Source organism: Phaeobacter sp. JH20_02 (assembly GCF_048056915.1).
In the GTDB taxonomy this organism is placed as follows: Bacteria; Pseudomonadota; Alphaproteobacteria; order Rhodobacterales; family Rhodobacteraceae; genus Phaeobacter; species Phaeobacter bryozoorum.
Window position 1 is genome coordinate 162,834 of record NZ_JAYMVP010000032.1, and the last position, 24,822, is coordinate 187,655.

Genomic DNA, 24,822 nt, shown 5'->3' on the forward strand with positions numbered 1-24,822 from the left:
CCGGGCCTGTGTCAACCGTGGTTCAGCGTACGAACACACGGCTGGGGTGCAGCTCGCCGGATTTGTAATGACCAACTGCGACCGCAAGCCCATCCAGCGAGGCCCAAGCCTCTTCCCCGTATTCCACGTCAGAGGCAAGCACCATTCCGGGATTGCCATTGCGCAGTTTCGCCGCGCCTTCGGGAGTACAGGTCAGCTGCGGCAGATCCGCGAGACCTTCCTCCAGCGGGCGCAGAAACCCATCCAGATCCGGGGATTTGGCCATTTCATCCAGAGTTTCCAGGCTGATGCCATCCTCGGCATCAAACGGCCCGGACCAGATACGGCGCAGACATTTCACATGGCCATGACATCCAAGTGCCGCGCCCAGATCCCGCGCGATCGACCGGACATAGCCGCCCTTGCCACAGGTCATCTCAAGCACGACATGGTCCGCATCCGGCCGGTCCACCAGGATCAGCTCCTCCACCCAGAGCGGGCGAGCTGCGAGCTCGATATCCTCGCCGTCGCGGGCGAGTTTGTAGGCGCGCTGGCCGTCCACCTTCACGGCTGAGAACTTCGGCGGCACCTGCATGATATCACCTAGGAACTGCGGCAGGGCCGCATTGATATCTTCGTCGCTCGGGCGGGTGTCGCTGCTGGCGATTACCTCGCCTTCGGCATCATCGGTATTGGTCGCCTGACCAAGCCGCACGGTAAAGGTATATGCCTTCAGTGCGTCGGTGATATAGGGCACGGTCTTGGTCGCTTCACCTAGGGCCACCGCCAGGACGCCGGTCGCCTCGGGATCGAGCGTGCCGGCATGGCCCGCCTTCTTGGCGTCAAAGGCCCAGCGGACCTTGTTCACAACCGCAGTGGACGTCAGCCCCGCAGGCTTGTCGACCACCAGCCAGCCGGAAATATCGCGCCCTTTGCGTTTGCGTCCCATGTCATACCCCAATGTCATCGTCGGTGAGAGAGGCGCGCGGGGTAGCCCAGCTGTCAGGGCCTGTCAATCGCGCGCAGCTCCGAAATCCACCCGCGTGGGGCCCGGTTTGCGTCGGCGCCCTGTACGGTCTCAGTTCGTGGTCGCGTCCGGCTGCGTCCTGTCGGCCACGACGCCAACCACCGGCCCCATCATGAAGCCGGCATCACTCCGGTTGATCTGGGGCGCGTGCAGCCGTGAAATATTGCCGTCGAAATACAGCGCGCTCGGCAGGCCCAGGTGGTCTCGGAACAGGCTGCCGAACTGGTGAAAGGTGACAGCGTTACGCGAAATCGCAAAAACCACCCGCTGCCCGTCGGCACTGGTCCCGACCCCATTGCGAATGAAATATGAGGTCGAGTCCGGTAGAAACCGCGGATGCAGCGCACCTTCAATCACCAGCATCGGGCCCGACTGCGTGGCATAGCGGCATTGCGGGCCGGTTTTGGCAAAGGTCAGCGTTTCGATCACATCCGTGCGGGTTTCGCCGATGCACAGCACGCCATTTGGCAGCAGGCCAAAATTTCCGGGGCCGGGCGTGGTGACCAGCCGCATCTCTTCGGCATCGCCGTCCTGATACAATCCAACCGGCGAGCGATCGCGGTGGTACATGCCTGCATTGGTTGCAAAGGGCAGCGTCTGCCCCTTGGCCTCCAGCTCGCTTTCGATTGTTGAGAAATGCCCGTAGATCTCGCCTGCATCATTCTTCAGAAACAGGCGTAGTTCGTCTTTCGTCACATCGACGTCGCAGATCGTGTAGCGGTTGCCCTCATAGGCGATGTCGCGGCAGTCCACTGCCGCAGCAGGCGCTGCCAAAAAGGCCAGCGCCACACCCATCGCCCAGCGAATCACTCGCCCGTGTCGCGGCGCACCGCGTCCTGCGACAGCATCCTGCGGGTGTCATCCATCCGGTCAAAGGTGTCGTCCAGCTGAAACCGCAGTTCCGGCGTGAACTTCAGCGCCAGCTTCTTGCCGATGATCCGGCGCAGTTCACCCTTGTTGCGGGCCATCAGCTTGAGCGTTTCCTCCTGCCCCTTGCCGCCCAGTGGCAGCACATAGGCGGTCGCAATACGAAGATCGGGTGAGGTGCGGACCTCGCCGACGGTGATCGACAGCCGGTTCAGTTCGGGATCATGCAGGTCGCCGCGCGCAAAAATCTCGGACAGGGCGCGGCGAATCAATTCGCCGACGCGGAGCTGACGTTGTGAGGGCCCGGTGCCCTCGTGGAGTTTGTTCTTAGCCATATATCCGATTTATGCCGAAAGCAGGGCTTTGCCAAGCGCAGCACAAGCGGTTAGGACAAAACCTGCACGAAACAGATCATCCGCGATCCAGCGCACAGACGAGGACCCCTGACATGGCAGATAGCAGCACGGACACACCCGGCATCGTGATCACCGGTGCCTCTGGTCGGATGGGCCAGATGCTGATCCGCACCATCATGGAGCACCCCGGCGCGCGTCTCGTTGGCGCGGTTGAGCGTGAGGGGCATGACTGGATCGGCCAGGACGTGGGCCTTGCCATGGGCGGGGCCGAGATCGGCGTCACGGTGACGGATGATGCGCTCGCAGCTTTTGCCAGGGCGCAGGCGGTGATTGATTTCACCAGCCCCGAGGCGACGATTGCCTTTGCCGAACTGGCGGCGCAGGCCCGAGCGGTCCATGTCATTGGCACCACCGGGATGAGCGATGCGCAGATTGCGCAGTTGGAACCGGCCTCGCGTCACTCGGTGCAGATGCGCGCCGGCAATATGAGCCTCGGTGTAAACCTGCTTGTACAGCTCACCAAGAAAGTCGCAGCCGCGCTCGACGAGGATTTCGATATCGAAGTGATCGAAGCCCACCATCACCATAAGGTCGACGCGCCATCGGGTACGGCCCTTATGCTGGGGGAGGCCGCCGCCGAGGGGCGCGGTGTGACGCTGGCGGATGTGACCGACAGCGGGCGCGACGGCATCACCGGTGCGCGCAAGCGCGGCGACATCGGCTTCAGCGCCATTCGGGGCGGCGATATCGTTGGCGAACACGACGTGCTGTTTGCCGGTCAGGGAGAGCGCATTGTTCTGCGCCATCTGGCAACCGATCGCGCGATCTTTGCCCGCGGCGCCATCAAAGCTGCGCTTTGGGGGCAGGACAAGCAGCCGGGCCAATATGACATGCTCGACGTTCTGGGTCTCTGAGCTTCAGCGCCGTCAGGGCGGATAACCCTAGAAACAGGCCCGACCTCGGTCTGTCAGGCGTCAGAAATCGATGGCGATGCCCTTCTTTTCCCAGTCGCCGTAGCGCGCGGGATCGGGGCCGTCCCGACCGCCAAGTTCAACCGGGCGCTTGGCGGCTTCGGCCTCAGCAGCTTTGCGCCGCTCCGCAGCCTCGGCCAGCGCGCGCTGCGCGGCGGGGGGCAGCGGCTGGGCTGCTACTTGGGTCTTGGATTTATTAGCGTCACTCATGCCGGCTTCCCTTGTTGTCGTTCTATGATATACGCCCGCGTCCGGCGTCGACAACCCATCGCGCCGCTGCCCCTATTGTCAGGAGACCCGCATGTCCAATGCAAGCCAAGCCCGCCGCCGTTCCATTCACCTGCTGGATCAGGTGCTGGGAGAGGGCAGGCTGTTGTCGGAATGCTACGCAGCGGGTGCGCTGGATAAACTGCCGGCAGAGGAACGCGCGCGCAGCCAGCGCCTGGCAACAGATACGTTGCGCAATCTCGAGCGTGCCGACCGCATCCTGCAGAAACACTTGAAAAAATCGACACCGCTCACCGTGCACAACGCGCTGCGCATTGGCACGGTTGAGTTATGCCAGGGCGGCGCGGCGCATGGGGTGGTGAATGATATGGTGGGGATCATTTCTGGCCATCGTCGCCACGGAAAACTGAAGGGGCTGGTCAACGCGGTATTGCGCAAGGTGGCAGAGCAGGGGCCGGCTGAATGGGTCAAACTGCGGGTGCCTCGCCTGCCGAAATGGCTGCGCAGCCCGCTGTCGCAGGCCTGGGGTGCTCCCGCGATGCTTGCGATCGAGGCTGCGCATCTGGCGGGCGCGCCGCTGGATCTGACCGCCAAACCGGGCGCCGACCTGTCTGCGCTGGACGCCACGAGGCTGCCGACAGGATCCTATCGCATCCACGGGTCTGTGCAGGTTTCTGGTCTGCCAGGGTTCGAGGGGGGCGACTGGTGGGTTCAGGATGCCGCCGCAGCGTTGCCCGCGCAGCTGCTGGCCGCCCAGCCCGGCGAATCGGTGCTTGATCTCTGCGCGGCGCCGGGTGGCAAGACCATGCAGATAGCCGCGGCTGGCGCCACGGTGACCGCCGTCGACCAATCCGCAGGCCGCATGGCACGGCTTTCGGAAAATCTCGCCCGGACCGGGCTGACCGCCACGGTGGTTGTCGGCGATGCCTTGGAGCAGACCGGTGAATATGATGCGGTATTGCTGGATGCACCTTGTTCGGCCACCGGTACGATCCGCCGCCATCCAGATCTGCCCCATGCCAAGGACGGCAGCAGCTTTGGTGCGCTGATTGAGTTGCAGGCACAGATGCTTGCCCATGCCTGGAGCCTCGTGAAACCCGGTGGACGGTTGATCTATTGCACCTGTTCGCTCCTGCCGGATGAGGGCGAATGCCAGGTAGAGGATGCCTTGGAAATGTTTCCCGACATGTCGGTTGGCACTCGACTGCAACAGCTGGACGGGATCGCCGCTGACTGGATCACCGAAGAAGGCGGCTTGCGCCTGCGCCCGGATTACTGGCCCGAGTTGGGCGGCATGGATGGGTTTTACATGGCGGAGCTGCGCAAGGCCGACTGAGACCGGCAACCCCTTGCCGATACTGCCCTGAGGTATCTGCCGCATTATCGGTGACTTGCCCGGTAACCGCCGCTATGCTCGGCGCAAAACGCCCCGGAAAATTTCTCTGGCGTGAGGCAAGAGAGCATGTCCCGATACGATAGAATGGCGCGGCGCGGCACCCGCCTTTTGAACCGCTATTATGCAAGGCGCGCCCGTCGGCAGCCCGGTGCCACGGCCTTTGTGTCGCAGCCTGAGCCGCGCACCATTGGCAGTTTTGCCCGTGGGCGTCAGCTGGTGGCGGGCAATCTTCTGTTTGCAGGCTATCTCGTCGAATCGCCCACGACCGGTCTTTGGGATGTTGTGGCACCTGACCTCGCCTTTGATGCGGAACGCCACGGGTTTGCCTGGCTGGATGATCTGGCCGCTGTCGGTGATTTTCGCGCCCGCGAAAAAGCGCAGCTCTGGGTCTGGGGCTGGATCGAGGCTCACGGCAATGGCACCGGACCGGGCTGGTCGCCGGATCTGACCGGCCGCCGCGTGATCCGCTGGATCAATCATGCACTGTTTCTGTTAGCTGCGCGTGATGCAAAACAATCCGAGGCATTCTTTGGCGCCCTGTCCCGCCAGACGTGGTTCCTGTCGCGGCGCTGGCAGGGGGCCTCACCTGGATTGCCACGTTTTGAGGCGTTGACCGGGCTGATCTATGCCGGTCTGGCACTCAAGGGGCACGAAGATCAGGTCGATCCGGCCCTGAAAGCCCTCGCCGAGGAATGTGCCAGCCAGATCGACGATCAGGGCGGGCTGCCGACCCGTAACCCGGAGGAACTGCTGGAAGTCTTCACCCTGCTTACCTGGGCTGCCGCGGCGCTGCAGGATGTCGGACGCGGGGTTCCACCAGCACAGGTCGCAGCAATTGAACGGATTGCACCGACCCTGCGTACTTTGCGCCACGCCGATGGCGGACTGGCGCGCTTTCACGGCGGCGGGCGCGGGCTTGAGGGACGGCTCGATCATGCGCTGGCAGCGAGCCATGTCACCAAGCGCCATGCCGACGGGCTTGCAATGGGCTATGCCCGGCTCTCCGGGCGGCGCACCTCTGTCATCATTGACGCCTCTGTGCCGCCCAAGGGGCGCGCCTCATGGAACGGTCATGCCTCCACGCTGGCATTCGAACTGACCTCAGGCCGTCGCCCGCTGATCGTGAACTGCGGCTCTGGCGAAACCTTTGGCGTAGAATGGCGCCGTGCCGGGCGTGCCACGCCGTCGCATTCGACGCTGTGCATCGAGGGCCACTCAAGCGCCCGTCTCTCCGCTCCGGAACGGGGGAGTGGACATGAGCTGATGACAGAAGCCCCGGATAACGTGCCGCTCGATGTATCGGATCTGGAAGATGGCTATCGGTTCCAGGGTGGGCACAACGGATATGAACGTCATTTCGGCCTGACCCACGCGCGCACATTGGAGCTCGCCATGGATGGCCGTGGCCTTGCGGGCGAGGACATGTTGCTGGCGCTGGACACGACGAACAAACGACGCTTTGACAAGGCGATGGATGCCCATTCCCTGAGCGGCATCGGCTTTGAGATCCGCCTGCATCTGCACCCCGATGTGGACGCAGCCCTTGACTTGGGGGGCGCAGCAGTATCCATGGCGCTCAAGAGCGGGGAGATCTGGGTGTTCCGTCATGATGGGACCTGCGAATTGAAGCTGGAGCCCAGCGTGTACCTGGAAAAAACCCGCTTGAAGCCGCGTGCGGCAAAACAGATCGTTCTCTCCGGGCGGGCAATGAATTATGCCACGCGCATCCGGTGGACGCTCAGTAAGGCGCAGGAGACTGCCGTTGCCGTGCGAGACCTGAACCGGGACGACCCCGCGTTAACCGACTGAGCCTGAAAAGGACCGCCCTGCCATGACCGACCTTCACCCCGTACGCCGTGCGCTGCTTTCCGTATCCGACAAGACCGGGTTGATCGACCTGGGTAAGGCCCTGGCGGCACGCGGCGTTGAGCTGCTCTCAACCGGCGGGACGGCCAAGGCGCTGCGCGAGGCAGGCCTGACCGTGAAAGACGTGTCCGAGATCACCGGTTTTCCTGAGATGATGGATGGTCGGGTGAAGACGCTGCACCCGATGGTGCACGGCGGTCTGCTGGCGCTGAGGGACAACGACACGCATGTGGCTGCGATGGAGGAACATGGCATCGGTGCCATCGACCTTCTGGTGGTGAACCTCTATCCATTTGAGGAAACCGTGGCCAAGGGCGGCGACTACGACAGCTGCATCGAGAACATCGACATCGGCGGTCCGGCAATGATCCGCGCCGCCTCCAAGAACCACCTGTTCGTGAACGTTGTGGTGGATGTCGAGGACTACGAACCGCTGCTGGCAGAGCTGGACAAAAACGACGGCCAGACCTCCTATGGCTTCCGTCAGTGGTTGGCGCAGAACGCCTATGCTCGCACAGCCGCATATGATGCTGCAGTTTCAAACTGGATGGCCGGCGCACTGAACCTTGAGGCGCCGCGCCGCCGCGCCGTTGCAGGGCAACTGGCCCAGACCCTGCGCTATGGTGAGAACCCGCATCAGCAGGCGGCGTTTTACCTGGATGGCTCCGCCCGCGCAGGTGTCGCCACCGCACAGCAGGTGCAGGGCAAGGAACTGTCCTATAACAACATCAATGACACCGATGCCGCCTTTGAGCTGGTCAGCGAGTTTGCCCCCGCTGATGGCCCCGCCGTGGCTATCATCAAACACGCCAACCCCTGTGGAGTGGCCCGTGGCGCAACACTGAAAGAGGCCTATCAGAAAGCCTTCGACTGTGACCGGACCTCGGCCTTTGGCGGTATTGTCGCGCTGAACCAGCCGCTGGACGGCGAAACCGCTCAAGAGATCGTCCAGATCTTCACCGAAGTCGTCATCGCCCCCGGTGCCTCGGAAGAGGCAAAGGCGATTTTCGCCGCCAAGAAAAACCTGCGTCTGCTGCTGACCGATGGTCTGCCCAACCCGCAGGATACAGGTCTGACCACCCGTCAGGTCTCCGGCGGTATGCTGGTGCAGGACAAGGACGTCGGCCACCGCGCCATGGACGACCTGAAGGTGGTCACTGAAAAGGCCCCGACTGAAGAACAGATGCAGGATCTGCTCTTTGCCTGGAAGGTGGCGAAACATGTGAAGTCCAACGCCATCGTCTATGTCAAATCCGGCCAGACTGTTGGTGTTGGTGCAGGGCAGATGAGCCGTCTGGACAGTGCCACCATCGCAGGCGTCAAGGCGCAGCGCATGGCTGACGCGCTGGAATTGCCCGAAAGCCTCGCCAAAGGATCAGCGGTGGCGTCTGATGCGTTCTTCCCCTTTGCCGACGGCCTGCTGGAAGCGGCAGCGAATGGCGCGACCTGCGTTATCCAGCCCGGTGGTTCCATGCGAGATGACGAGGTGATCAAGGCCGCCAATGACGCCGGTCTGGCGATGGTCTTCACCGGCATGCGCCATTTCCGCCACTAGACACGGTTGACGCCGATCGGACCAGTTTGGTCCGGTCGGCCATCCGAAACCCCGTCAAGAGGAGCCGCGCTATGCGAGCCAAAGTGATGATCTGGGCAGCGGTATTGGCGTTGCTTGCGGATCAGATCAGTAAATATCTGGTGGTTCGGGTCATGGATGTGGCCAATCGCGGCGGCATTGACGTGCTGCCGCCGCTGCTGCGGTTCCGCTATGGTGAAAATACGGGCATCAACTTCGGCCTGTTCGGCGGTGGCACTGACACCACACGCTGGATCCTGATCGGGCTGTCTCTGGTGATCTGCCTGGTGCTAGTGATCTGGATCTCGCGCCTGCCTGCCAATGCCCGCGTCATGCAACTGTCCGCCGGGCTGGTCATCGGCGGCGCGCTGGGCAATGTCGTCGATCGGCTACTCTATGGCTATGTGCTCGATTTCCTCAATATGTCCTGCTGCGGCATCGACAATCCCTTTGTCTTCAATGTGGCGGACATCTTTATCTTTGCGGGAGCGGCCGGCTTGATCCTATTTGACGGGCTGCAGAAAAACCCTGCGTGACCTCGCTGGGTAAATACGATAAAAGCGGCTCAAACAGGCAGGAGTAACGGGTCATGCGGATCCCTTTTGGTGTGATTGTTCTGATGGGCGCGCTGGCCGTATCTGCCTGCGGGCAAAAAGGGCTGCGCGATCTGCGCCCCTCCGGAACCGGCCCGGATGAATTTATGGTCCTGCCTGCCAAACCGCTGGAAGAACCGGCCAGCTACAAGACGCTGCCGCAGCCGACGCCGGGCGCGGCCAACCTTACCGACCGCAACCCGAAGGGCGAAGCCGTCGCCGTGCTCGGTGGAAATGCCGCAGCGCTGGTTCCCGGTGATGGTGTCCCCGCCAGCGATGGCGCCTTGGTCACTGCCGCCAGCCGCTATGGCGTCGATCCCGACGTGCGTGCGGATCTCGCCGCGCGCGATGCAAAGAAGCGCAAGCGTGAAAACCGCACGGCACGGTTCAAGCTGTTCCCTGTTGACCGCTACCAGGACGCCTACAAACGCGAGGCGATTGCGCCGGATGTGGTCAGCGAACGATTCCGCCGTGCCGGATTCGAGACCCCGTCGGCCCCGCCGGCAGAGTAACGCCGAGTCTGCAGTTTTCGGGGTTATGTGGCGATCACAAAAACGCCATTTCCCTTGCACATGCCCCCCTAGAGCGTAGTTTGATGCCAGCGATGTTGGTCCGTTTTATGGATCAATGCCAATGATATGTCGTCGGATCGGACCTGCTACTTTGCACGCCCCCACACGGACAGGGTGGCGTATAGCATTGCCCATCGCGGGCAGGTGGCCCTGTCTGACCGGCTGCATTTGTCTATTTTGACGCTACCGGTCTACCCATTGCCGCTGGCGTACCGCAAAAAAGGAGATCACCAATGATCCCCCCTATGAAACCCGTGATCCGCCGGATCATCAGGGCCAGCGCGCTTGTTGCAGCCCTTGTGGCCATGGATTTGGCGACTCTGAGATCCGGCAACTTTGTTCAGACGGCGCAGGCACAGGGCGCCGATGCGCCGAACGATGCAAGCGACATGGTCACAAGCTTTGTGCTGGACAATGGCATGCAGGTGGTCGTGATCGAGGATCATCGCGCGCCCGTTGTTCAGCATATGGTCTGGTACCGCGCCGGTTCCGCCGACGAACCTGTGGGCCAATCCGGCGTGGCGCATTTCCTCGAACACCTGCTGTTCAAGGCCACCGATACGATGGAGGCCGGAGAGCTGTCAGCCACGGTTGCGGCCAATGGCGGGCGGGACAATGCTTTCACCAGCTATGATTATACCGCCTATTTCCAGCGTGTCGCAGCGGATCGCCTGGGGCTGATGATGCAGATGGAAAGCGACCGCATGGTCAATATCCGCCTGACCGAACAGGATATCGAAACCGAACGCGAAGTCATTCTGGAGGAACGCAATCAGCGCACCGACAGCGAGCCGCGCGCGTTGTTTCGTGAGCAGTTGAATGCGGCGCAGTATCTCAACCATCGCTACGGGCAGCCGATCATTGGCTGGCGCCATGAGATGGAAGAGCTGGACATGGCAGATGCGCTGTCCTTTTACGGGACATACTACGCCCCCAATAATGCGATTCTGGTGGTCTCCGGTGATGTCGATCCCGCAGAGGTGCGTCGCCTTGCCGAGGAGAGCTATGGCAAGATCCCGGCCAACCCGGAGCTGCCCGAACGGCTCCGCAGCAAGGAGCCTCCGCAGACCGCTGCCCGCCGCATTATCTTCAAAGATCCGCGCGTGGCGCAGCCCTTTGTCCAGCGCTCCTATCTGGCGCCTGAACGTGACAGTGGTGCGCAGGAACGCGCAGCGGCGCTATATCTTCTGGCCGAACTATTGGGCGGCGGCAGCACGTCGTATCTGACCAATGCGCTACAGTTCGACCAGCAGGTGGCAGTCTATACCGGGGTTTTCTATTCCGATGTCTCGCTGGACGACACCACCTTCGACTTTCTGATCGTGCCGGGGGCGGACATCAGCCTTGAGGATGCCGAGGCCGCGCTTGATGCGACCTTTGCCCGGTTCCTCGAAGAGGGCGTCGATGAGGCACAGCTGGAGCGGATCAAATTGCAACTGCGTGCCGCCGAAGTTTATGCCCGCGACAATGTCGACGGGATCGCAAATCGCTATGGTCGGGCGCTGGCCTCGGGACTGACGGTTGAGGATGTGCAGGCCTGGCCCCGCATCCTGCAATCCATCACGGCGGATGAAATCATCGCAGTTGCCCGCGAAGTGCTGCGACCGGAGGTCTCGGTGACCGGCTGGATGATGCGAGATGAAGAGGTAAGCCAATGAAGGCGATAAAGCTCATCACGGCGGCAATGGCCGTCTGTTTCTTCGCCCTGCCTGTCTGGGCAGAGGTGAAAATCAAGGAGGTCACCTCTCCCGGTGGCATCACCGCGTGGCTGGTCGAGGATCACAGCATCCCCTTTACCGCGCTGGAACTGCGGTTTCGCGGTGGCACATCGCTCGACAAACCGGGAAAGCGTGGCGCGACCTATCTGATGGCCGGCCTGTTGGAAGAGGGCGCCGGACCCTTGCCTGCCCAGGACTACGCCCGCGCGCTGGAAAGCCTGGCGGCGGGGTTCTCCTATGATGCAGACAAGGATACCGTGTCCATTTCGGCGCAATTCCTGAGCGAGAACCGCAATCAGGCGATTGATCTGCTGCGTCAGACCATCCACGAGCCGCGCTTTGATCAGGATGCACTGGACCGGGTGCGTGCGCAGGTCCTTGCCGGACTGCGTTCCGATGCGAAAGATCCCAATGACATTGCCGGGCGGGTGTTCTCGCAGATGGCTTTTGGCGATCATCCCTACGGCACCGAAGGAAACGGGACCATCGAGAGCGTGACCGCCCTCACCCGACAGGACATGTTTGATGCGCATGAAGCGGTCTTTGCCCGCGACCGGCTCTACGTCGGGGCGGTGGGGGATATCACCGAGGCGGAATTGGGAGCGCTTCTCGATACTTTGCTGGCGGATCTGCCAGCGGAAGGCGCGCCAATTCCGGGACCGGCAGATGTCACCATCGAAGGGGGCGTGACCGTTGTTGACTACGACACGCCCCAATCGGTGGCGCTGTTTGGTCATATCGGCATCAAACGCGACGACCCGCGGTATTTTGCGGCCTATCTGCTGAACCAGATCCTCGGTGGGGGATCTTTTGACAGCCGCCTGATGTCGGAGGTGCGCGAGAAACGCGGCCTCACCTACGGTGTCTACAGCTACCTGGTTCCGCGTGATCTTGGTGCTGTCTACATGGGCTCCGTCGCCTCGGCCAATGGCAAGATCGCCGAGACGGTTGAGGTGATCCAGACCGAATGGGCGAAGCTGGCAGCCGAGGGTGTAACGGAGAAGGAACTGGCGGATGCAAAGACCTATCTGACCGGGGCCTACCCACTGCGCTTTGATGGCAATAGCCGGATCGCGTCCATTCTGGCGGGGATGCAGATGGATGACCTGCCCATTGATTACGTCGCCACCCGCAATGACAAGGTGAATGCAGTGACATTGGACGAGATCAACAAGGTGGCAGCGGAGATCCTGCTGCCGGATCAGCTGCATTTCATCGTGGTGGGTCGACCTGAAGGTCTGCAATCCACCAACTGAGCTGGGCTGGCGGGATATCAAACGGAAAAAAGGGCGCTACCATTTCTGGTAGCGCCCTTTTTGCAGGATATGGCGGGTGCAGCCCCTTTGGGCTGCACCCATCGGCTTATTCGCCGTAGGGGATCCAGATGTTCTTTACCTCGGTTGCGGCTTCGAGGAAGCGGCGGCTGTGGTCCGACGTCCAGTCCAGCGCCATGCCATTGTTGACCCATGTACGCTTGAGATTACCGGCGGAGGCAGCCTCGATCGCGGCGGAGAGGTCAGAGGAGGAGAAGCTCCAGACCGCATCTACATTGAGATGGGCGGCCAGCGGTTCGGCCAGTTCGGCGTGACGGCCGGTCAGGATATTGACGACGCCACCGGGCAGATCGGATGTGTCCAGCACCTGATAGAAGTCGGTCGCCGCCAGCGGGTAGGCCTCGGATGCGGCCAGGACCACGCGGTTGCCCATGGCAATGGCGGGTGCCAGCACCGAGATCAGGCCCAGCAAGGGCGCCTCATCCGCGCAGAGTGCGCCGATCACCCCAACAGGTTCCTTCATCGCCAGGGCCACACCGCGGATTGGCACACCATGGGCCTGCCCGTCGTATTTGTCGGCCCAAGCAGCGGCGGTGAACAGGCGCTGGATCGAGGTTTCGACCTCCTGCGCGCCATGGGACTTGCCGGTCATCCGGTCGATCCGATCGGCAAATTCGCCAGCCCGCGCAGATAGGTTTTCGCCGATGTAGTAAAGGATCTGCGCGCGCAGATGGCCCGTCGTCTTGGCCCAGCCATTGGCTCCGGCTGCGGCCTCCACGGCGTTGCGCACGTCCTTGCGGTTGCCGAGGCCAACGTGGCCCAGCAGCGCGCCGGATTTGCCATGGATGGCTTTGGAATAGCCGCCATCCGGGCGCGCCTGCTTGCCACCGATATAGAGTTTTGCGGTGCGGTCCACGGCATCAACCGGTGCACCTTCACCGTCAAAACCCTTGATCTGGTCAAGAGCTTTGACCTTGCCCTTTGGCTTGGTGTAGGCGCCAAGCCCTTCCCAGCCGCCTTCACGGCCAAAGCCGCTTTCACGGGTGCCGCCAAATCCTGCGGCCGCATCAAAGAGATTGGTGGCATTGACCCAGACCACGCCGGCAACCAGTTTGGGGGCGATGTCCAGCGCGAGATTGACGTTTTCAGTCCAGAGCGTCGCCGCCAGACCGTAGCGGGTGTTATTCGCCAGTTCTACAGCCTCGGATGGGGTGCGGAAGGTGGTCGATACCAGAACCGGACCAAAGATCTCCTCCTGCATCAGCGTGTCAGAGGGCGCCAGACCTTCGATGAGGGTGGGCGGGTAGAAACACCCGCGCTCCGGCACATCTATCTGCGCCTGATACATGCGGCCGGCCGAATTGGCGGCAACCATCTCGCTGATGGTGGTCAGCTGCACCGGGTCGACAATGGCGCCGATGTCGATGCTCTTGTCCAGCGGATTGCCGATGCGCAGCTTGTCCATCCGTGCGCGTAGTTTCCTGTGGAAACGGTCGGCGACGCCTTCCTGAACCAGAAGTCGCGAGCCGGCGCAGCAGACCTGTCCCTGATTGAACCAGATTGCATCAACGAGACCTTCAATGGCGGAGTCGATATCGGCGTCGTCAAAGACGATGTAGGGAGATTTGCCGCCCAGCTCCAGCGTCAGCGCCTTGCCGCTGCCTGCGGTGGCTTCGCGAATGCGGCGGCCGACGGCGGTGGACCCGGTAAAGGCGATCTTGTCGACTTCGGCCCCGACGATCATCTCCCCCACGGCGCCATCGCCTGTCACGATGTTCACAACACCCTTGGGCAGGCCCGCCTGACGGCAGATATCGGCAAACAGCAGGGCGGTAAGCGAGGTGTATTCCGCAGGTTTCAGCACCACAGTATTGCCCATGGCCAGGGCCGGCGCGACCTTCCACGCCAGCATCAGCAGCGGAAAGTTCCAAGGGATGATCTGCCCACAGACACCCAGCGCCTCACGGTCGGGAAGTTCGCTTTCCATCAGCTGGGCCATGCCTGCGTGATAGTAGAAATGGCGCTGCGCCAGCGGCACATCAATGTCGCGGCTTTCGCGGATTGGCTTGCCGTTATCCAGCGTTTCCAGAACCGCAAACAGGCGCGCGTGTTTTTGCATCAGTCGCGCGATGGCATAGAGATAGCGTGCGCGGCCGGCGCCGCCGAGGGCAGCCCATTTGCCCTGCGCCTTGCGCGCCGCGGCAACAGCGCTGTCGACATCCGACTGGCTGGCCTGGGTCAATGTGGCCAGAACCTCGCCGGTTGCCGGGTTCTTGCTGTCGAACCCGTCGCCGGGTGCGGTGAAGTCGCCGTCGATGAAATGGCCGAACCGGGCGCCCTGATCCACCAGCCAGGCCAGCGCCTCAGCTGCACTTTCGGGGGCGGGGCCATAGGTCATGGTGTCGAAAATCTCTTTGATAGTCATGTGTCGAGCCTTGTGTCTGTCGCTGCTTGCCCAGATTCTGAAGCGGATCGGAGGCCCTTCAGGCATCCGGGGGGCATCTGAAGGTTAGGCCAGCGCGTGGCGGTAGCCGGCGGAATAGGCGCCGGTGACATGGTGTTCGAGCTGCCGTTCGATATCGCCCAGCAGGCTGGACGCGCCAAAGCGGAACAGATCCGGCTGCAGCCAGCGGTCGCCCAGCTCGTCCTTGATTAGCGAAAGATATACCAGCGCATCCTTGGCCTTTGAGATCCCACCAGCGGGTTTGTAGCCAACGCGGTAGCCGGTGCGCTCGTGATAGTCGCGGATGGCGCGGATCATGACCAGGCTGACCGGCAGCGTGGCGTTGACGCTTTCCTTGCCGGTCGAGGTCTTGATGAAATCAGCACCCGCCATCATGCAGATCAGCGAGGCACGCGCAACGTTACGCAATGTGCCCAGCTCTCCGGTGGCGAGGATGGCCTTTACATGTGCGTCGCCACAGGCCTCGCGGAAGGCTTTCATCTCATCATAGAGAGCCTGCCAATTGCCGGACAGCACGTGACGACGGGAGATCACGATATCAATCTCCTTGGCCCCGGCCTTCACACTTTCTTCGATCTCGGCGAGGCGCAGGTGAAACGGCGACAGGCCGCCGGGGAAACCCGTAGACACGGCGGCCACCGGAATACCCGTGCCCTCCAGCGCGTCGACAGCGGTTTCGATCATGTCGTGGTAGACGCAGACCGCGCCGGTGGTGATCGGCTCCATGCCGAGCGCGGTCATCAGGTCGCTGCGCACGGGCTGGCGCGCCTTGGCACAAAGCCGTTGCACACGCCCCACGGTGTCATCACCGGAGAGTGTGGTCAGGTCAATCAGCGTGATCGCCTTCAGCAGCCAGGCCGCCTGATAGTCTTTCTTGACGCTGCGCCGACCTGGCAGCGTGGCACAGCGACGTTCGATGGCGGAGGTGTTTGCCTCAACCCCAAGCGCCCAGTCCAGATCCAGCTCCATGCCGGGGTTACGCGGTTCGCCCACCTGCGGCAGCTGCGCGGTGTGCTCTGCAATTTGGCTTTCCATGCCGGGAATCCTCATTCGAGTTCGGTGCGAAAATCGCACGACCACCCAAGCTTGGCAAGCAAGGGCAGGGTTGTCTGGGGTAAAATTTTGACTGTTTGGACAAAAATTATCTGTTTTTGCGAACCATTCTCATTTCTTTTTGCGAATAAGTCGCATTTTCATTGACAGGACATCGCTGAGCGCTCTTATTGATGTCAGATGACAATCAGAGGATCAGCTCCATGCGTTCGAAGCTCAGCACATCAATGAAGATCGCCCACAAGCTGGTGCTGGCTGCTGTGATGGCCTTTGCCGGGCTCGTTGCCGCGACGTTCGGCGGCTCAGACGGCTCTGCTGCGCGGGCGGATGCCCCGCTGAAAGTGGTGGCAACAACCGGCATGATCGCCGATGCCGCCCGCCAGGTTGGCGGTGATGCAGTCGAGGTGCGCGCCCTGATGGGACCCGGGGTAGACCCGCACGCCTATCGGCAGACACGGTCCGATATCGTGGCGATGACCCGTGCAGATCTGGTGCTGTGGCACGGTCTCTATCTTGAGGCACAGATGGAAGAGTTCTTCCACGATCTGGCGCGCAAACGCACGGTGGTTGCCGTCGCCGACCGTCTGGACAAGGACAAGCTGCGCGGCCATGACGCCTATGCAGATAAATATGACCCCCATGTCTGGATGACCCCGGCCCTGTGGAAGGACATGGTCGCAGAGGTTCAGGCGGCGCTGAGTGATGCGCGTCCGGATCAGGCCGATCTTTTTGCAGCCAATGCAGCGGCGCATCTGGCAGAGCTGGATCAGCTCATCGCCTACGGCAACGACATCCTGGCCCAGGTGCCGGTCGAAAATCGGGTTCTGGTCACGGCGCATGATGCCTTTGGGTATTTTGGCCGTGACTTCGGGTTTGAGGTGCTGGGCATTCAAGGCATCTCCACCCAATCCGAAGCCGGCCTCAATCGCATTGGCGCGCTGGTTGATATGCTGGTGGCGCGTCAGATCTCTGCCGTCTTTGTCGAAAGCTCGGTTTCGGATCGTTCGATGCGTGCCCTGATCGAAGGGGCAGCGGCGCAAGGCCATGAGGTTCGCATCGGCGGAGAGCTGTTCTCCGACGCGATGGGCGTCGATGGCAGCTATGAGGGCACCTATGTCGGGATGCTGGATCATAATATGACCACCATCGCGGCTGCTCTTGGCGCCAAGGTGCCATCTAAGGGCATGTCCGGCCGCCTGTCCGGTGCCGGATTTTGAAGGGAACCGATGAGATGAGCGTGGAACTGGCCCGGGACAATGGCGCGCCCGCTGCCGCTGAGGGAATCACCCACAGCCTTGACAGGTCGCCGCTGGCCATCAGGGGGCTGACCGTAACCTACGGCGAGAAGCCAGCCGTTTTCTCTGTCGATATGACAGTGGAGCCGGGACGGATGACGGCCATCATCGGCCCGAATGGAGCTGGTAAATCGACCTTGCTGAAGGCCGCGCTTGGCATCGTGCCGCCGGTTTCAGGGCGGGTGCAGGTCTTTGGCAAGCCGCTGGACAGCCAACGGGCCCGCATTGCCTATGTCCCGCAACGGGCCAGCGTCGACTGGGATTTCCCGACACGGGTGATTGACGTTGTAATGATGGGGCTCTACCGCGAGCTGGGCCTGCTGGGCCGCATCACCGGACGCCATCGCACCGAGGCGCAGGCCTGCCTGGACCGTGTCGGGATGGGCGATTTCGCCACCCGCCAGATTGGCCAGCTGTCCGGGGGCCAGCAGCAACGGGTCTTTCTGGCGCGCGCGCTGGCTCAGGGGGCAGATCTTTATCTGCTGGACGAACCCTTTGCCGGTGTCGATGCCGCGACCGAGAAGGCCATTATCGCGGTGCTGAAACAGCTGCGCGCAGATGGCAGGACGGTGGTTGTGGTGCATCACGATCTTGCCACCGTCGGCGAGTATTTCGACAATGTCTTCCTGATCAACACACGCAAAGTCGCAGAGGGTCCGGTTGCACAGGCCTTTACCGCCGAAACCCTGCAAAGCGCCTATGGCGGGCGGTTGGCCACTGCGCAGGTTGACCAGCTGGCCGTGGCACCCGGATCTATTCTCCCACAGAGCGGCGGGCCATTCTGATGCTTTGGGACGCCCTGCTGCTGCAAATGGGCTATAATGCGACGCTGGTCGCAATTGGCGCCACATTGCTTGGCATCGCCGCCGGCATCACCGGAACCTTCCTTTTCCTGCGCAAACGGGCGCTGGTCAGCGATGCCATCAGCCATGCCACCTTGCCCGGTGTCGGGCTTGCCTTTCTGGTAATGGTCGCGCTTGGCGGCGATGGTCGCAATCTGGCCGGTCTGCTCCTTGGGTCGGCGCTCTCGGCGATGGCCGGGCTGTGGTGCCTCAACTGGCTGACCCGCCGTACCCGTCTGGCCGAGGACGCCGCGATTGGCGCCGTGCTCTCCGTGTTCTTCGGGTTCGGCATCGTGATCCTGACGGTGATCCAGACGCTGGGGGTGGGCCGTCAGGCCGGGCTGGAGGGGTTCCTGCTTGGCTCTACGGCAGGCATGTTGTGGAACGATGCGCTGGTGATTGCGGGAGGTGGCGCGGCCACGCTGCTGTTGATCCTGCTGCTGCGGCGTCCGATGACCCTGGTGGCCTTTGACCCTGAGTACGCCGCGTCACAGGGTGTCTCCGTCTCCCGTATCGACATGATGATGATGGGGCTGGTGATGGCTGTCACCGTTGTCGGGCTGAAAATCGTCGGCCTGATCCTGATCGTGGCGCTGCTGATCATCCCGGCCGTCACCGCCCGGTTCTGGACCGAGCGGTCCGATCTGGTGGTGCTGCTGGCTGGCGGTGCCGGCGGGCTGTCAGCCTATCTTGGTGCGGCAGTATCTGCATCGGCGCCGAACCTGCCCACCGGACCTATCATCGTCCTGATGAGCTTTGGCCTCTTTGCCCTGTCGCTTCTGCTGGCTCCCAATCGCGGGGTGCTGGCGGCTGTGCTGCGCCATCGGCGGTTTCAGCGCCGGGTTCATCTGCGCCAGGGGCTGCTGGCATTGGCGCAGGATCAGGTGATCTATGAGCCGCTGACCCTGCGATTGCTGCGCCAGCGTGGCCTCTTACGCGCCGATGGGGTGCCCACGGAACAGGGCCGCGCCCGCGCCGCCAAGGCGCTGCGAGACGAACATCGCTGGGCGCTGGTGCGCAGCGACCAGACACATGAGGCGGCAGCGGCGCTATATGATGGGCTGCGCGAGATAGAGACGGTTCTGACTGCCGACCAGATTTCCGACATTGACCGCCGCATGGGCGGCCCCCGTGAGGTTCTGCCATGAGCGGCGCTGAATTTGTCCCGTTGTCCCTGACACCTCTGCTGATCGGTGTCTTTGCCGCCGTCGCCTGTGCGCTGCCGGGGAATTTCCTGCTGCTGCGTCGGCAGGCGCTGATTGGTGATGCCATCAGCCATGTTGTTCTACCGGGTATCGTTGTTGCTTTCCTCCTGACCGGGGTGATCGCAGCGGGTCCGATGATGCTGGGGGCCGCTGGAGCCGCCATCGTTGCCGTGGTTGTGATCGAACTGATCCGCCGCCTTGGCCGGATCGAGCCGGGGGCCGCCATGGGCGTGGTCTTCACCACCATGTTCGCAGGCGGGGTCTTGCTGCTGGAGCAGACCGATACATCGGCGGTTCATCTGGATGTGGAACACGCGCTCTACGGCAATCTCGAAAGCCTGATCTGGCTTGATGCCACCGGCTGGGAATCGCTGCTGGATCCGGTGGCGCTCAGCTATTTGCCGACCGAGCTGTTGCGCATGGGGCTGACCTTGATCGGGGTCACCGTCTTTATCGCGCTGTTCTGGCGCCCTCTTAAGATTGCGACCTTTGATGAGGGGTTTGCCCGCACGCTGGGTATCCGCACCGATCTTTTGGGGCTGGGGTTGGTGATCACTGCTGCAATCGCCGCCGTTGCGGCCTTTGATGCGGTGGGGTCGATCATCGTGATCGCGATGTTCATCTGCCCGCCGGCCGCTGCGCGGATGATGTCGAACCAGCTGGAGGGTCAGCTGGGCTGGAGCGTCGGGTTTGCCGTGGTTTCAGCGGTTGTCGGCTATGTCCTGGCGGGCTATGGCCCGCTCTGGCTTGGCGCTGCGGACGCCGTAAGCGCCGCCGGGATGATCGCAACGGTTTCGGGTCTGTTGCTGGCGATTGCGGCACGGTTCGGCCCGTGCCGTCACCGGGCCGGGGCACCAGCAGGGGTCTGATCAACAGGCCGCTGACCGCGCGCGACAGGACGGATTGCGGCTGGAAGAATCGCGCGGCGGCATGCTAAATATTGCGGCATGGCATATGCAGACCCCCAAATCAGCGACAGTTCACAACCGATCATCCGGCAGCTTGATGACAGTGCCATCAACCGCATCGCTGCGGGAGAAGTGGTCGAACGCCCTGCTTCGGCGGTCAAGGAACTGGTGGAAAACGCCATTGATGCGGGGGCCTCTCGGATCACCATCGACATCGCGGATGGTGGCAAGACGCTGATCCGGGTGACCGATGATGGCTGCGGCATGGCACCCGCAGATCTGCCGCTGGCGCTGTCGAGACATGCCACCTCCAAGATCGACGGCTCTGACCTGCTGAACATCCATACCTTCGGCTTTCGCGGTGAGGCGCTGCCATCGCTCGGCGCTGTCGGACGGTTGAGCATTACCAGCCGCGCCAAGGGACACGAGGCCGCGAGGATTCGCGTCGCCGGTGGCCAGATGGAGCCGGTGAAACCTGCCGCCCTGCGCGCAGGCACCGTGGTTGAGCTGCGGGATCTGTTCTACGCCACGCCCGCCCGGCTGAAGTTCATGCGCAGCGACCGCGCCGAGACGCAGGCCATTGGCGACGTCATCAAGCGGCTGGCGATGGCGGAACCATCGGTTGGCTTTACCTTGCGTGATGTCTCCGGCGGCGGTGAGGGGCGTGTGACCTTTCGCGCGGACCCGCTGTCGGGTGATCTTTTCGATGCGCTGCACGGGCGGCTCACGACGGTTCTGGGGCGCGAATTTGCGGAAAACGCGCTCAAGATTGATGCCACCCGAGAGGGGGTCCGGCTTTTTGGCTATGCGGCCTTGCCGACCTATTCGCGGGGCGCCGCGGTGGCGCAGTTCCTCTTTGTGAACACCCGACCGGTTAAGGACAAGATGCTGACCGGTGCCCTCAGGGCGGCTTATTTCGATTTTCTCAGCCGCGACCGCCACCCGGCAGCGGCGCTGTTTCTGGACTGCGATCCGGCGCTGGTTGATGTGAACGTCCACCCCGCGAAGTCCGAGGTCCGGTTTCGCGATCCCGGTGTGGCGCGGGGTCTGATCGTCTCAGCGCTGCGCCATGCGCTGGCGGAGGCCGGTCATCGGGCCTCGTCCACGGTTGCGGGCGCGACCCTGGGGGCGATGCGCCCAGAAGCCACCTCGTCAGATCCGGCCGGTGCTGGCGGCCCGCGGATCTACCAGATGGATCGGCCGTCAATGGGCGCGCGCAGCCTTTCTTATGCAGCCCAGCAACCAGAGAGCTTCGCGCCTGCTCCTGCTCATCCGGCGCAATCGGTGTCGCCCGGCTTTGCTGAGCTGGCCAGCGCCTATAGCGGCCGTGTGACAGAGGCGCCCAAAGGTGCGATGGCCCCGGGTCAGCCCTCGGACAGACCCGAAACCTCCGCGCCCGGGGCCGAGCATCTGCCGCTTGGTGCCGCACGCGGGCAGGTGCATGAGAACTACATCATTGCCCAGACTGCCGACGGTATGGTGATCGTCGATCAGCACGCCGCCCATGAACGGCTGGTCTACGAGAAGCTGAAACGCCAGATGGCCGAGACCGGCGTCGCTGCGCAGGCCCTGCTGATCCCCGAGATCGTCGAGCTTAGCGAGGGGGATTGTGCCCGTATCCTGGCGGTGGCCGATGATCTGGGCCGCTTTGGTCTGGGCATCGAAGCCTTCGGTGGCGGCGCCATCGCTGTGCGTGAAACCCCGGCCATACTCGGCACTGTCAATGCCGCGGCGATGGTGCGCGATATCCTTGATGAGCTGGATGATCAGGGCGAAAGCCAGCTGGTTCAGGCCAAGATCGAAGCCATCCTCAGCCGGGTTGCCTGCCATGGGTCCATCCGCTCGGGCCGCTGGATGCGCGGCGAGGAAATGAACGCCCTGCTGCGCGAAATGGAAGCAACGCCGCATTCCGGACAGTGCAACCACGGGCGTCCCACCTATGTCGAGCTGAAACTGGCCGATATCGAACGTCTGTTCGGGCGGAGCTGATGGAGTCGGTCCTGCTCTTTCTGGAGCGCGCGGAGCCGCAGATGCTGGTGCTTCTGGGGATTGGTGGTCTGATGATGGTGGGTCTCGTCATGCTGCTGCGCAGCCATGCACGCGCTGCCGCGAGCATGGCCCCGATCGCACAGCAGATGGCTCATCTGGGACAAAGCGTTCAGCAGTTGCGCGGCGGGCTACAGCATGTCTCCGACGCGCAGGCCAATGCGCAGATGCAGATGATCCAGACCGTTGAGGCACGGCTCGGCGCTGTGCAGCAGCAGGTCAACGACCGTCTCTCCGACAACGCGCTGCGGCAGGCCCGCGCGCTGGCCGAGATGCAGGAGCGCTTGCAGGAGAGCCTGCACGGGTCGACCAAACGCACCGTCACCTCGCTCACTCAATTGCAGGAGCGGCTGGCGGTGATTGACAAGGCGCAGGACAATATCACGAAGCTGTCGGGTGATGTCCTGGGGCTTCAGGACATCCTGGCAAACAAGCAGACGCGCGGCGCTTTTGGTGAAATCCAGCTGAATGATATCGTCTCCAAGGCGCTGCCCTCTGACAGCTATGCCTTTCAGCACACGCTGAGCAACGGCAAGCGCGCCGATTGCCTGATCCATCTGCCCAATCCCCCCGGTCCGATCGTGATCGACAGCAAATTTCCGCTGGAACCCTATGAGGCGCTGCGCAACGCCGAGACACCGGAGCAGCGCGCCAGCGCCGCGCGCCAGCTGAAGGCGGCATTGCGGGGCCACATCCGGGCGATTTCAGAGAAATACATACTGGAGGGCGAAACGGCGGATGGCGCGCTGATGTTCCTGCCCTCCGAGGCTGTTTATGCCGAACTCCATGCCAATTTTTCCGACATTGTGCGTGAGGGCTTCTCCGCCAAGGTCTGGATCGTTTCGCCAACCACCTGCATGGCCACGCTGAACACGATGCGCGCCATTCTCAAGGATGCGCGGATGCGCGAACAGGCCGGCGCGATCCGCAGCGAGCTGGGGCTTCTGCATAAGGATGTCGAACGTCTGGGCGACCGGGTGGGTAATCTGGACCGCCATTTCGGCATGGCGGCAAAGGACATCGCGGAGATCAAGATCAGCGCTGACAAGGCCGGACGCCGGGCGCAGCGGCTGGACAACTTCGACTTTGAAGAAATTGCCCCGACATCAGCTGGCATCGGTCAGCCCCCCGATCCGGTGAATGTCGTTCCGCTGGGGCGTTCCGATAGCTGATGCAACAGACCACCATCGCTCCCCTGCTGAACACGGCCTCAATCGCGGCAGAGCGGCTGGTGTCGGTTCTGCGGATCGCGGTGACGCTGGGCCTGTTTGCCGTATTCGGGGTGACGATGGCGGGGGTGGATTTCAGCTCTCTGGCGCCCTTCCTGCATCGTCAGCTGCTGTTTGCGCTATTGACGATGTTTGCCTATCTGACCCTCGGTATCGTTACCTTTGCTGCGACGACATTCGGGTGGTTCCGGCCCTGGATGTCCTGGATCAGCGTGACGGCGGACTGTGCCTTTCTGCTCTTCAATGTCTGGTTCAGCCTTGAGAACAGCAACTACCCCGGAGGCGTGGCGCTGCTGCTGCCGCCGGCCTGGCTGGTTCCGCTGGTGCTGGCCTACGGTGTCATGCGGATGGACCCGCGCCTGCAGCTGTATACGACGGTTCTGCTGACCGGTGGGCTGGGGATCCTGATCTTCTGGCCGGTGACCCGTCTGGATGTGGGGCAGATGGGCAGTCTGTACAGCGTGCTGGACAGCCCGGCAAACGTGATGAAGCTGACAATGATCCTGCTGGCCGGATTGGTCATGGTTGTGGCGGCTGCGCGGATGCGGCGATTGTTTTACCGGGAGCTGACGGCGGCCGAGGCGCGTGCCAACCTGACCCGCTATCTGCCGGCGCAGGTGGCCGATCAGCTCGCGGATGGCGGGCTTTCGGCGCTGCAACAGGGCCAGCGCCAGCCGATGGCCGTGATGTTTGTCGATATCCGCGGCTTTACCCGCTGGTCGGAATCACGTGATCCGCAGGAGGTCGGAGATTTCATCACCGCATTCCGCAATGAGGTGGAATTCAGCGCCACCCGGCATGGCGGAATGATCGACAAATATATGGGCGATGCGGCAATGCTGCTGTTTGATGATGCGCCTGTGGCGCGCGGCGGCGCAAATGGCGCCGCCCGGGCTCTGGCCTGTGCGGCGACGCTGAGCGAGGCCATTCACCGCTGGTCGGACCGGCGCGTCGCTGCGGGCGAGCCGCCGGTGGACATTGGCATCGGCGTTCACGCAGGTGAGGTGTTTTCTGGTGTTGTCGGCAATGCGGCGCGGCTGGAATATTCGGTCTTTGGAGATGCGGTCAACACCGCCTCCCGCCTCGAGCAGCACAGCAAGACCGTTCCGCAGACCATCATTGCCTCAGCCGTTACGTTTGAGATCGCAGGTATCGCCCCCGCGCGCCAGCGTTGGGTTGCCCTGCCGCCGGTGACGTTGCGCGGGCGCAGCAGGCTGATCGAGATCTACGCCAAAGACGGCTGATCCGTCGCGCGCCGGCCTCCCCGGGGGCGCGGTCTGGCGGCTTCTGCGGTTCTTGCCCCAGATCAAGGACAGCCACGCGGCAATGGGGTCTGATCCTCATGAACAGCGCGGACAAT

At 62.6% G+C, this 24,822-nt stretch carries 21 protein-coding genes; 15 read left to right on the forward strand and 6 right to left on the reverse strand.

Features of this window, described 5'->3' with window-relative positions; genetic code table 11:
- Positions 1–22 precede the first annotated feature (22 nt).
- The 3 genes from truB to rbfA all read right to left on the reverse strand — a co-directional run bounded on the left by truB (position 23) and on the right by rbfA (position 2,208).
- The gene (gene truB, locus VWY34_RS20510) at positions 23–928 is read right to left on the reverse strand and encodes a tRNA pseudouridine(55) synthase TruB (protein WP_416546615.1); all 906 of its coding nucleotides are present in this window, start codon (positions 926–928) and stop codon (positions 23–25) included.
- Positions 929–1,057: 129 nt separating this feature from the next.
- Positions 1,058–1,801, reverse strand: a complete 744-nt coding sequence (locus VWY34_RS20515; protein ID WP_416534507.1) for a phosphodiester glycosidase family protein — start codon at positions 1,799–1,801, stop codon at positions 1,058–1,060.
- An 11-nt stretch (positions 1,802–1,812) separates the two neighbouring features.
- Positions 1,813–2,208, reverse strand: coding sequence for a 30S ribosome-binding factor RbfA (gene rbfA / locus VWY34_RS20520; protein ID WP_340546895.1), 396 nt, complete (start codon positions 2,206–2,208; stop codon positions 1,813–1,815).
- A 113-nt stretch (positions 2,209–2,321) separates the two neighbouring features.
- Here rbfA and dapB point away from each other — a divergent pair, with 113 nt between their 5' ends.
- Entirely contained in the window at positions 2,322–3,143 is an 822-nt protein-coding gene (gene dapB, locus VWY34_RS20525; protein ID WP_340546894.1) for a 4-hydroxy-tetrahydrodipicolinate reductase, read from the forward strand.
- 60 nt (positions 3,144–3,203) lie between these two features.
- Here dapB and VWY34_RS20530 read toward each other — a convergent pair whose 3' ends face one another.
- Positions 3,204–3,410, reverse strand: a complete 207-nt coding sequence (locus tag VWY34_RS20530) for a DUF1674 domain-containing protein (protein WP_340546893.1) — start codon at positions 3,408–3,410, stop codon at positions 3,204–3,206.
- A gap of 91 nt (positions 3,411–3,501) precedes the next feature.
- On the opposite strand from VWY34_RS20530, the gene VWY34_RS20535 reads away from it, so the two are divergent.
- From VWY34_RS20535 to VWY34_RS20565, 7 genes are all read left to right on the forward strand, one after another.
- Positions 3,502–4,764: an RsmB/NOP family class I SAM-dependent RNA methyltransferase gene (locus VWY34_RS20535; RefSeq protein ID WP_416546617.1), complete on the forward strand. Its 1,263-nt coding sequence runs from the start codon at positions 3,502–3,504 to the stop codon at positions 4,762–4,764.
- A gap of 126 nt (positions 4,765–4,890) precedes the next feature.
- Positions 4,891–6,633 carry a heparinase II/III family protein gene (locus VWY34_RS20540; RefSeq protein ID WP_416537641.1) on the forward strand — a complete coding sequence of 581 codons (1,743 nt, stop codon included), beginning with the start codon at positions 4,891–4,893 and terminating at the stop codon, positions 6,631–6,633.
- Between the two features lie 22 nt (positions 6,634–6,655).
- On the forward strand, positions 6,656–8,245 hold the full coding sequence (purH, locus tag VWY34_RS20545) for a bifunctional phosphoribosylaminoimidazolecarboxamide formyltransferase/IMP cyclohydrolase (RefSeq protein ID WP_416546619.1): 1,590 nt from the start codon (positions 6,656–6,658) through the stop codon (positions 8,243–8,245).
- A gap of 71 nt (positions 8,246–8,316) precedes the next feature.
- A complete protein-coding gene (lspA, locus tag VWY34_RS20550) occupies positions 8,317–8,799 on the forward strand; it encodes a signal peptidase II (protein WP_416542594.1) in 483 nt (160 codons plus the stop codon).
- Positions 8,800–8,852: 53 nt separating this feature from the next.
- The gene (locus VWY34_RS20555; protein ID WP_416537638.1) at positions 8,853–9,368 is read left to right on the forward strand and encodes a DUF3035 domain-containing protein; all 516 of its coding nucleotides are present in this window, start codon (positions 8,853–8,855) and stop codon (positions 9,366–9,368) included.
- A 293-nt stretch (positions 9,369–9,661) separates the two neighbouring features.
- Positions 9,662–11,086, forward strand: a complete 1,425-nt coding sequence (locus VWY34_RS20560) for a M16 family metallopeptidase (RefSeq protein ID WP_416534492.1) — start codon at positions 9,662–9,664, stop codon at positions 11,084–11,086.
- Complete coding sequence (locus tag VWY34_RS20565) at positions 11,083–12,402, forward strand: M16 family metallopeptidase (protein ID WP_416546621.1); 1,320 nt, start codon at positions 11,083–11,085, stop codon at positions 12,400–12,402. Before VWY34_RS20560 ends, VWY34_RS20565 begins: the two co-directional genes overlap by 4 nt.
- Before the next feature lie 106 nt (positions 12,403–12,508).
- Here the strand turns inward: VWY34_RS20565 and VWY34_RS20570 are convergent, their stop codons facing one another.
- Positions 12,509–14,845, reverse strand: coding sequence for an aldehyde dehydrogenase family protein (locus VWY34_RS20570; RefSeq protein WP_416546623.1), 2,337 nt, complete (start codon positions 14,843–14,845; stop codon positions 12,509–12,511).
- 84 nt (positions 14,846–14,929) lie between these two features.
- Positions 14,930–15,919 (reverse strand): deoxyribose-phosphate aldolase, encoded by a 990-nt coding sequence (deoC, locus tag VWY34_RS20575; protein WP_340546884.1) that lies wholly within the window; start codon positions 15,917–15,919, stop codon positions 14,930–14,932.
- Positions 15,920–16,200: 281 nt separating this feature from the next.
- Between deoC and VWY34_RS20580 the strand changes: the two genes are divergently transcribed.
- The 7 genes from VWY34_RS20580 (at position 16,201) to VWY34_RS20610 (ending at position 24,706) form a co-directional block, all read left to right on the forward strand.
- On the forward strand, positions 16,201–17,154 hold the full coding sequence (locus VWY34_RS20580; protein ID WP_416546649.1) for a metal ABC transporter solute-binding protein, Zn/Mn family: 954 nt from the start codon (positions 16,201–16,203) through the stop codon (positions 17,152–17,154).
- 14 nt (positions 17,155–17,168) lie between these two features.
- Positions 17,169–18,017, forward strand: a complete 849-nt coding sequence (locus VWY34_RS20585) for a metal ABC transporter ATP-binding protein (RefSeq protein WP_416546625.1) — start codon at positions 17,169–17,171, stop codon at positions 18,015–18,017.
- On the forward strand, positions 18,017–19,222 hold the full coding sequence (locus VWY34_RS20590) for a metal ABC transporter permease (protein ID WP_340546881.1): 1,206 nt from the start codon (positions 18,017–18,019) through the stop codon (positions 19,220–19,222). The genes VWY34_RS20585 and VWY34_RS20590 overlap by 1 nt, the downstream gene beginning before the upstream one ends.
- Positions 19,219–20,148 (forward strand): metal ABC transporter permease, encoded by a 930-nt coding sequence (locus tag VWY34_RS20595; RefSeq protein WP_340546880.1) that lies wholly within the window; start codon positions 19,219–19,221, stop codon positions 20,146–20,148. The genes VWY34_RS20590 and VWY34_RS20595 overlap by 4 nt, the downstream gene beginning before the upstream one ends.
- A gap of 78 nt (positions 20,149–20,226) precedes the next feature.
- Positions 20,227–22,176: a DNA mismatch repair endonuclease MutL gene (gene mutL / locus VWY34_RS20600; protein WP_340546879.1), complete on the forward strand. Its 1,950-nt coding sequence runs from the start codon at positions 20,227–20,229 to the stop codon at positions 22,174–22,176.
- Positions 22,176–23,405 carry a DNA recombination protein RmuC gene (locus tag VWY34_RS20605; protein ID WP_416546627.1) on the forward strand — a complete coding sequence of 410 codons (1,230 nt, stop codon included), beginning with the start codon at positions 22,176–22,178 and terminating at the stop codon, positions 23,403–23,405. The genes mutL and VWY34_RS20605 overlap by 1 nt, the downstream gene beginning before the upstream one ends.
- Positions 23,405–24,706, forward strand: coding sequence for an adenylate/guanylate cyclase domain-containing protein (locus tag VWY34_RS20610; RefSeq protein ID WP_416546629.1), 1,302 nt, complete (start codon positions 23,405–23,407; stop codon positions 24,704–24,706). Before VWY34_RS20605 ends, VWY34_RS20610 begins: the two co-directional genes overlap by 1 nt.
- Positions 24,707–24,822: the final 116 nt, after the last annotated feature.

Excerpts from the sequence above, each read along its gene's own strand:
- truB (WP_416546615.1), bottom strand. The coding sequence starts at position 928 with ATGGGACGCAAACGCAAAGGGCGCGATATTTCCGGCTGGCTGGTGGTC.
- VWY34_RS20515 (WP_416534507.1), bottom strand. The coding sequence starts at position 1,801 with ATGGGTGTGGCGCTGGCCTTTTTGGCAGCGCCTGCTGCGGCAGTGGAC.
- rbfA (WP_340546895.1), bottom strand. The coding sequence starts at position 2,208 with ATGGCTAAGAACAAACTCCACGAGGGCACCGGGCCCTCACAACGTCAG.
- dapB (WP_340546894.1), top strand. The coding sequence starts at position 2,322 with ATGGCAGATAGCAGCACGGACACACCCGGCATCGTGATCACCGGTGCC.
- VWY34_RS20530 (WP_340546893.1), bottom strand. The coding sequence starts at position 3,410 with ATGAGTGACGCTAATAAATCCAAGACCCAAGTAGCAGCCCAGCCGCTG.
- VWY34_RS20535 (WP_416546617.1), top strand. The coding sequence starts at position 3,502 with ATGTCCAATGCAAGCCAAGCCCGCCGCCGTTCCATTCACCTGCTGGAT.
- VWY34_RS20540 (WP_416537641.1), top strand. The coding sequence starts at position 4,891 with ATGTCCCGATACGATAGAATGGCGCGGCGCGGCACCCGCCTTTTGAAC.
- purH (WP_416546619.1), top strand. The coding sequence starts at position 6,656 with ATGACCGACCTTCACCCCGTACGCCGTGCGCTGCTTTCCGTATCCGAC.
- lspA (WP_416542594.1), top strand. The coding sequence starts at position 8,317 with ATGCGAGCCAAAGTGATGATCTGGGCAGCGGTATTGGCGTTGCTTGCG.
- VWY34_RS20555 (WP_416537638.1), top strand. The coding sequence starts at position 8,853 with ATGCGGATCCCTTTTGGTGTGATTGTTCTGATGGGCGCGCTGGCCGTA.
- VWY34_RS20560 (WP_416534492.1), top strand. The coding sequence starts at position 9,662 with ATGATCCCCCCTATGAAACCCGTGATCCGCCGGATCATCAGGGCCAGC.
- VWY34_RS20565 (WP_416546621.1), top strand. The coding sequence starts at position 11,083 with ATGAAGGCGATAAAGCTCATCACGGCGGCAATGGCCGTCTGTTTCTTC.
- VWY34_RS20570 (WP_416546623.1), bottom strand. The coding sequence starts at position 14,845 with ATGACTATCAAAGAGATTTTCGACACCATGACCTATGGCCCCGCCCCC.
- deoC (WP_340546884.1), bottom strand. The coding sequence starts at position 15,919 with ATGGAAAGCCAAATTGCAGAGCACACCGCGCAGCTGCCGCAGGTGGGC.
- VWY34_RS20580 (WP_416546649.1), top strand. The coding sequence starts at position 16,201 with ATGGCCTTTGCCGGGCTCGTTGCCGCGACGTTCGGCGGCTCAGACGGC.
- VWY34_RS20585 (WP_416546625.1), top strand. The coding sequence starts at position 17,169 with ATGAGCGTGGAACTGGCCCGGGACAATGGCGCGCCCGCTGCCGCTGAG.
- VWY34_RS20590 (WP_340546881.1), top strand. The coding sequence starts at position 18,017 with ATGCTTTGGGACGCCCTGCTGCTGCAAATGGGCTATAATGCGACGCTG.
- VWY34_RS20595 (WP_340546880.1), top strand. The coding sequence starts at position 19,219 with ATGAGCGGCGCTGAATTTGTCCCGTTGTCCCTGACACCTCTGCTGATC.
- mutL (WP_340546879.1), top strand. The coding sequence starts at position 20,227 with ATGGCATATGCAGACCCCCAAATCAGCGACAGTTCACAACCGATCATC.
- VWY34_RS20605 (WP_416546627.1), top strand. The coding sequence starts at position 22,176 with ATGGAGTCGGTCCTGCTCTTTCTGGAGCGCGCGGAGCCGCAGATGCTG.
- VWY34_RS20610 (WP_416546629.1), top strand. The coding sequence starts at position 23,405 with ATGCAACAGACCACCATCGCTCCCCTGCTGAACACGGCCTCAATCGCG.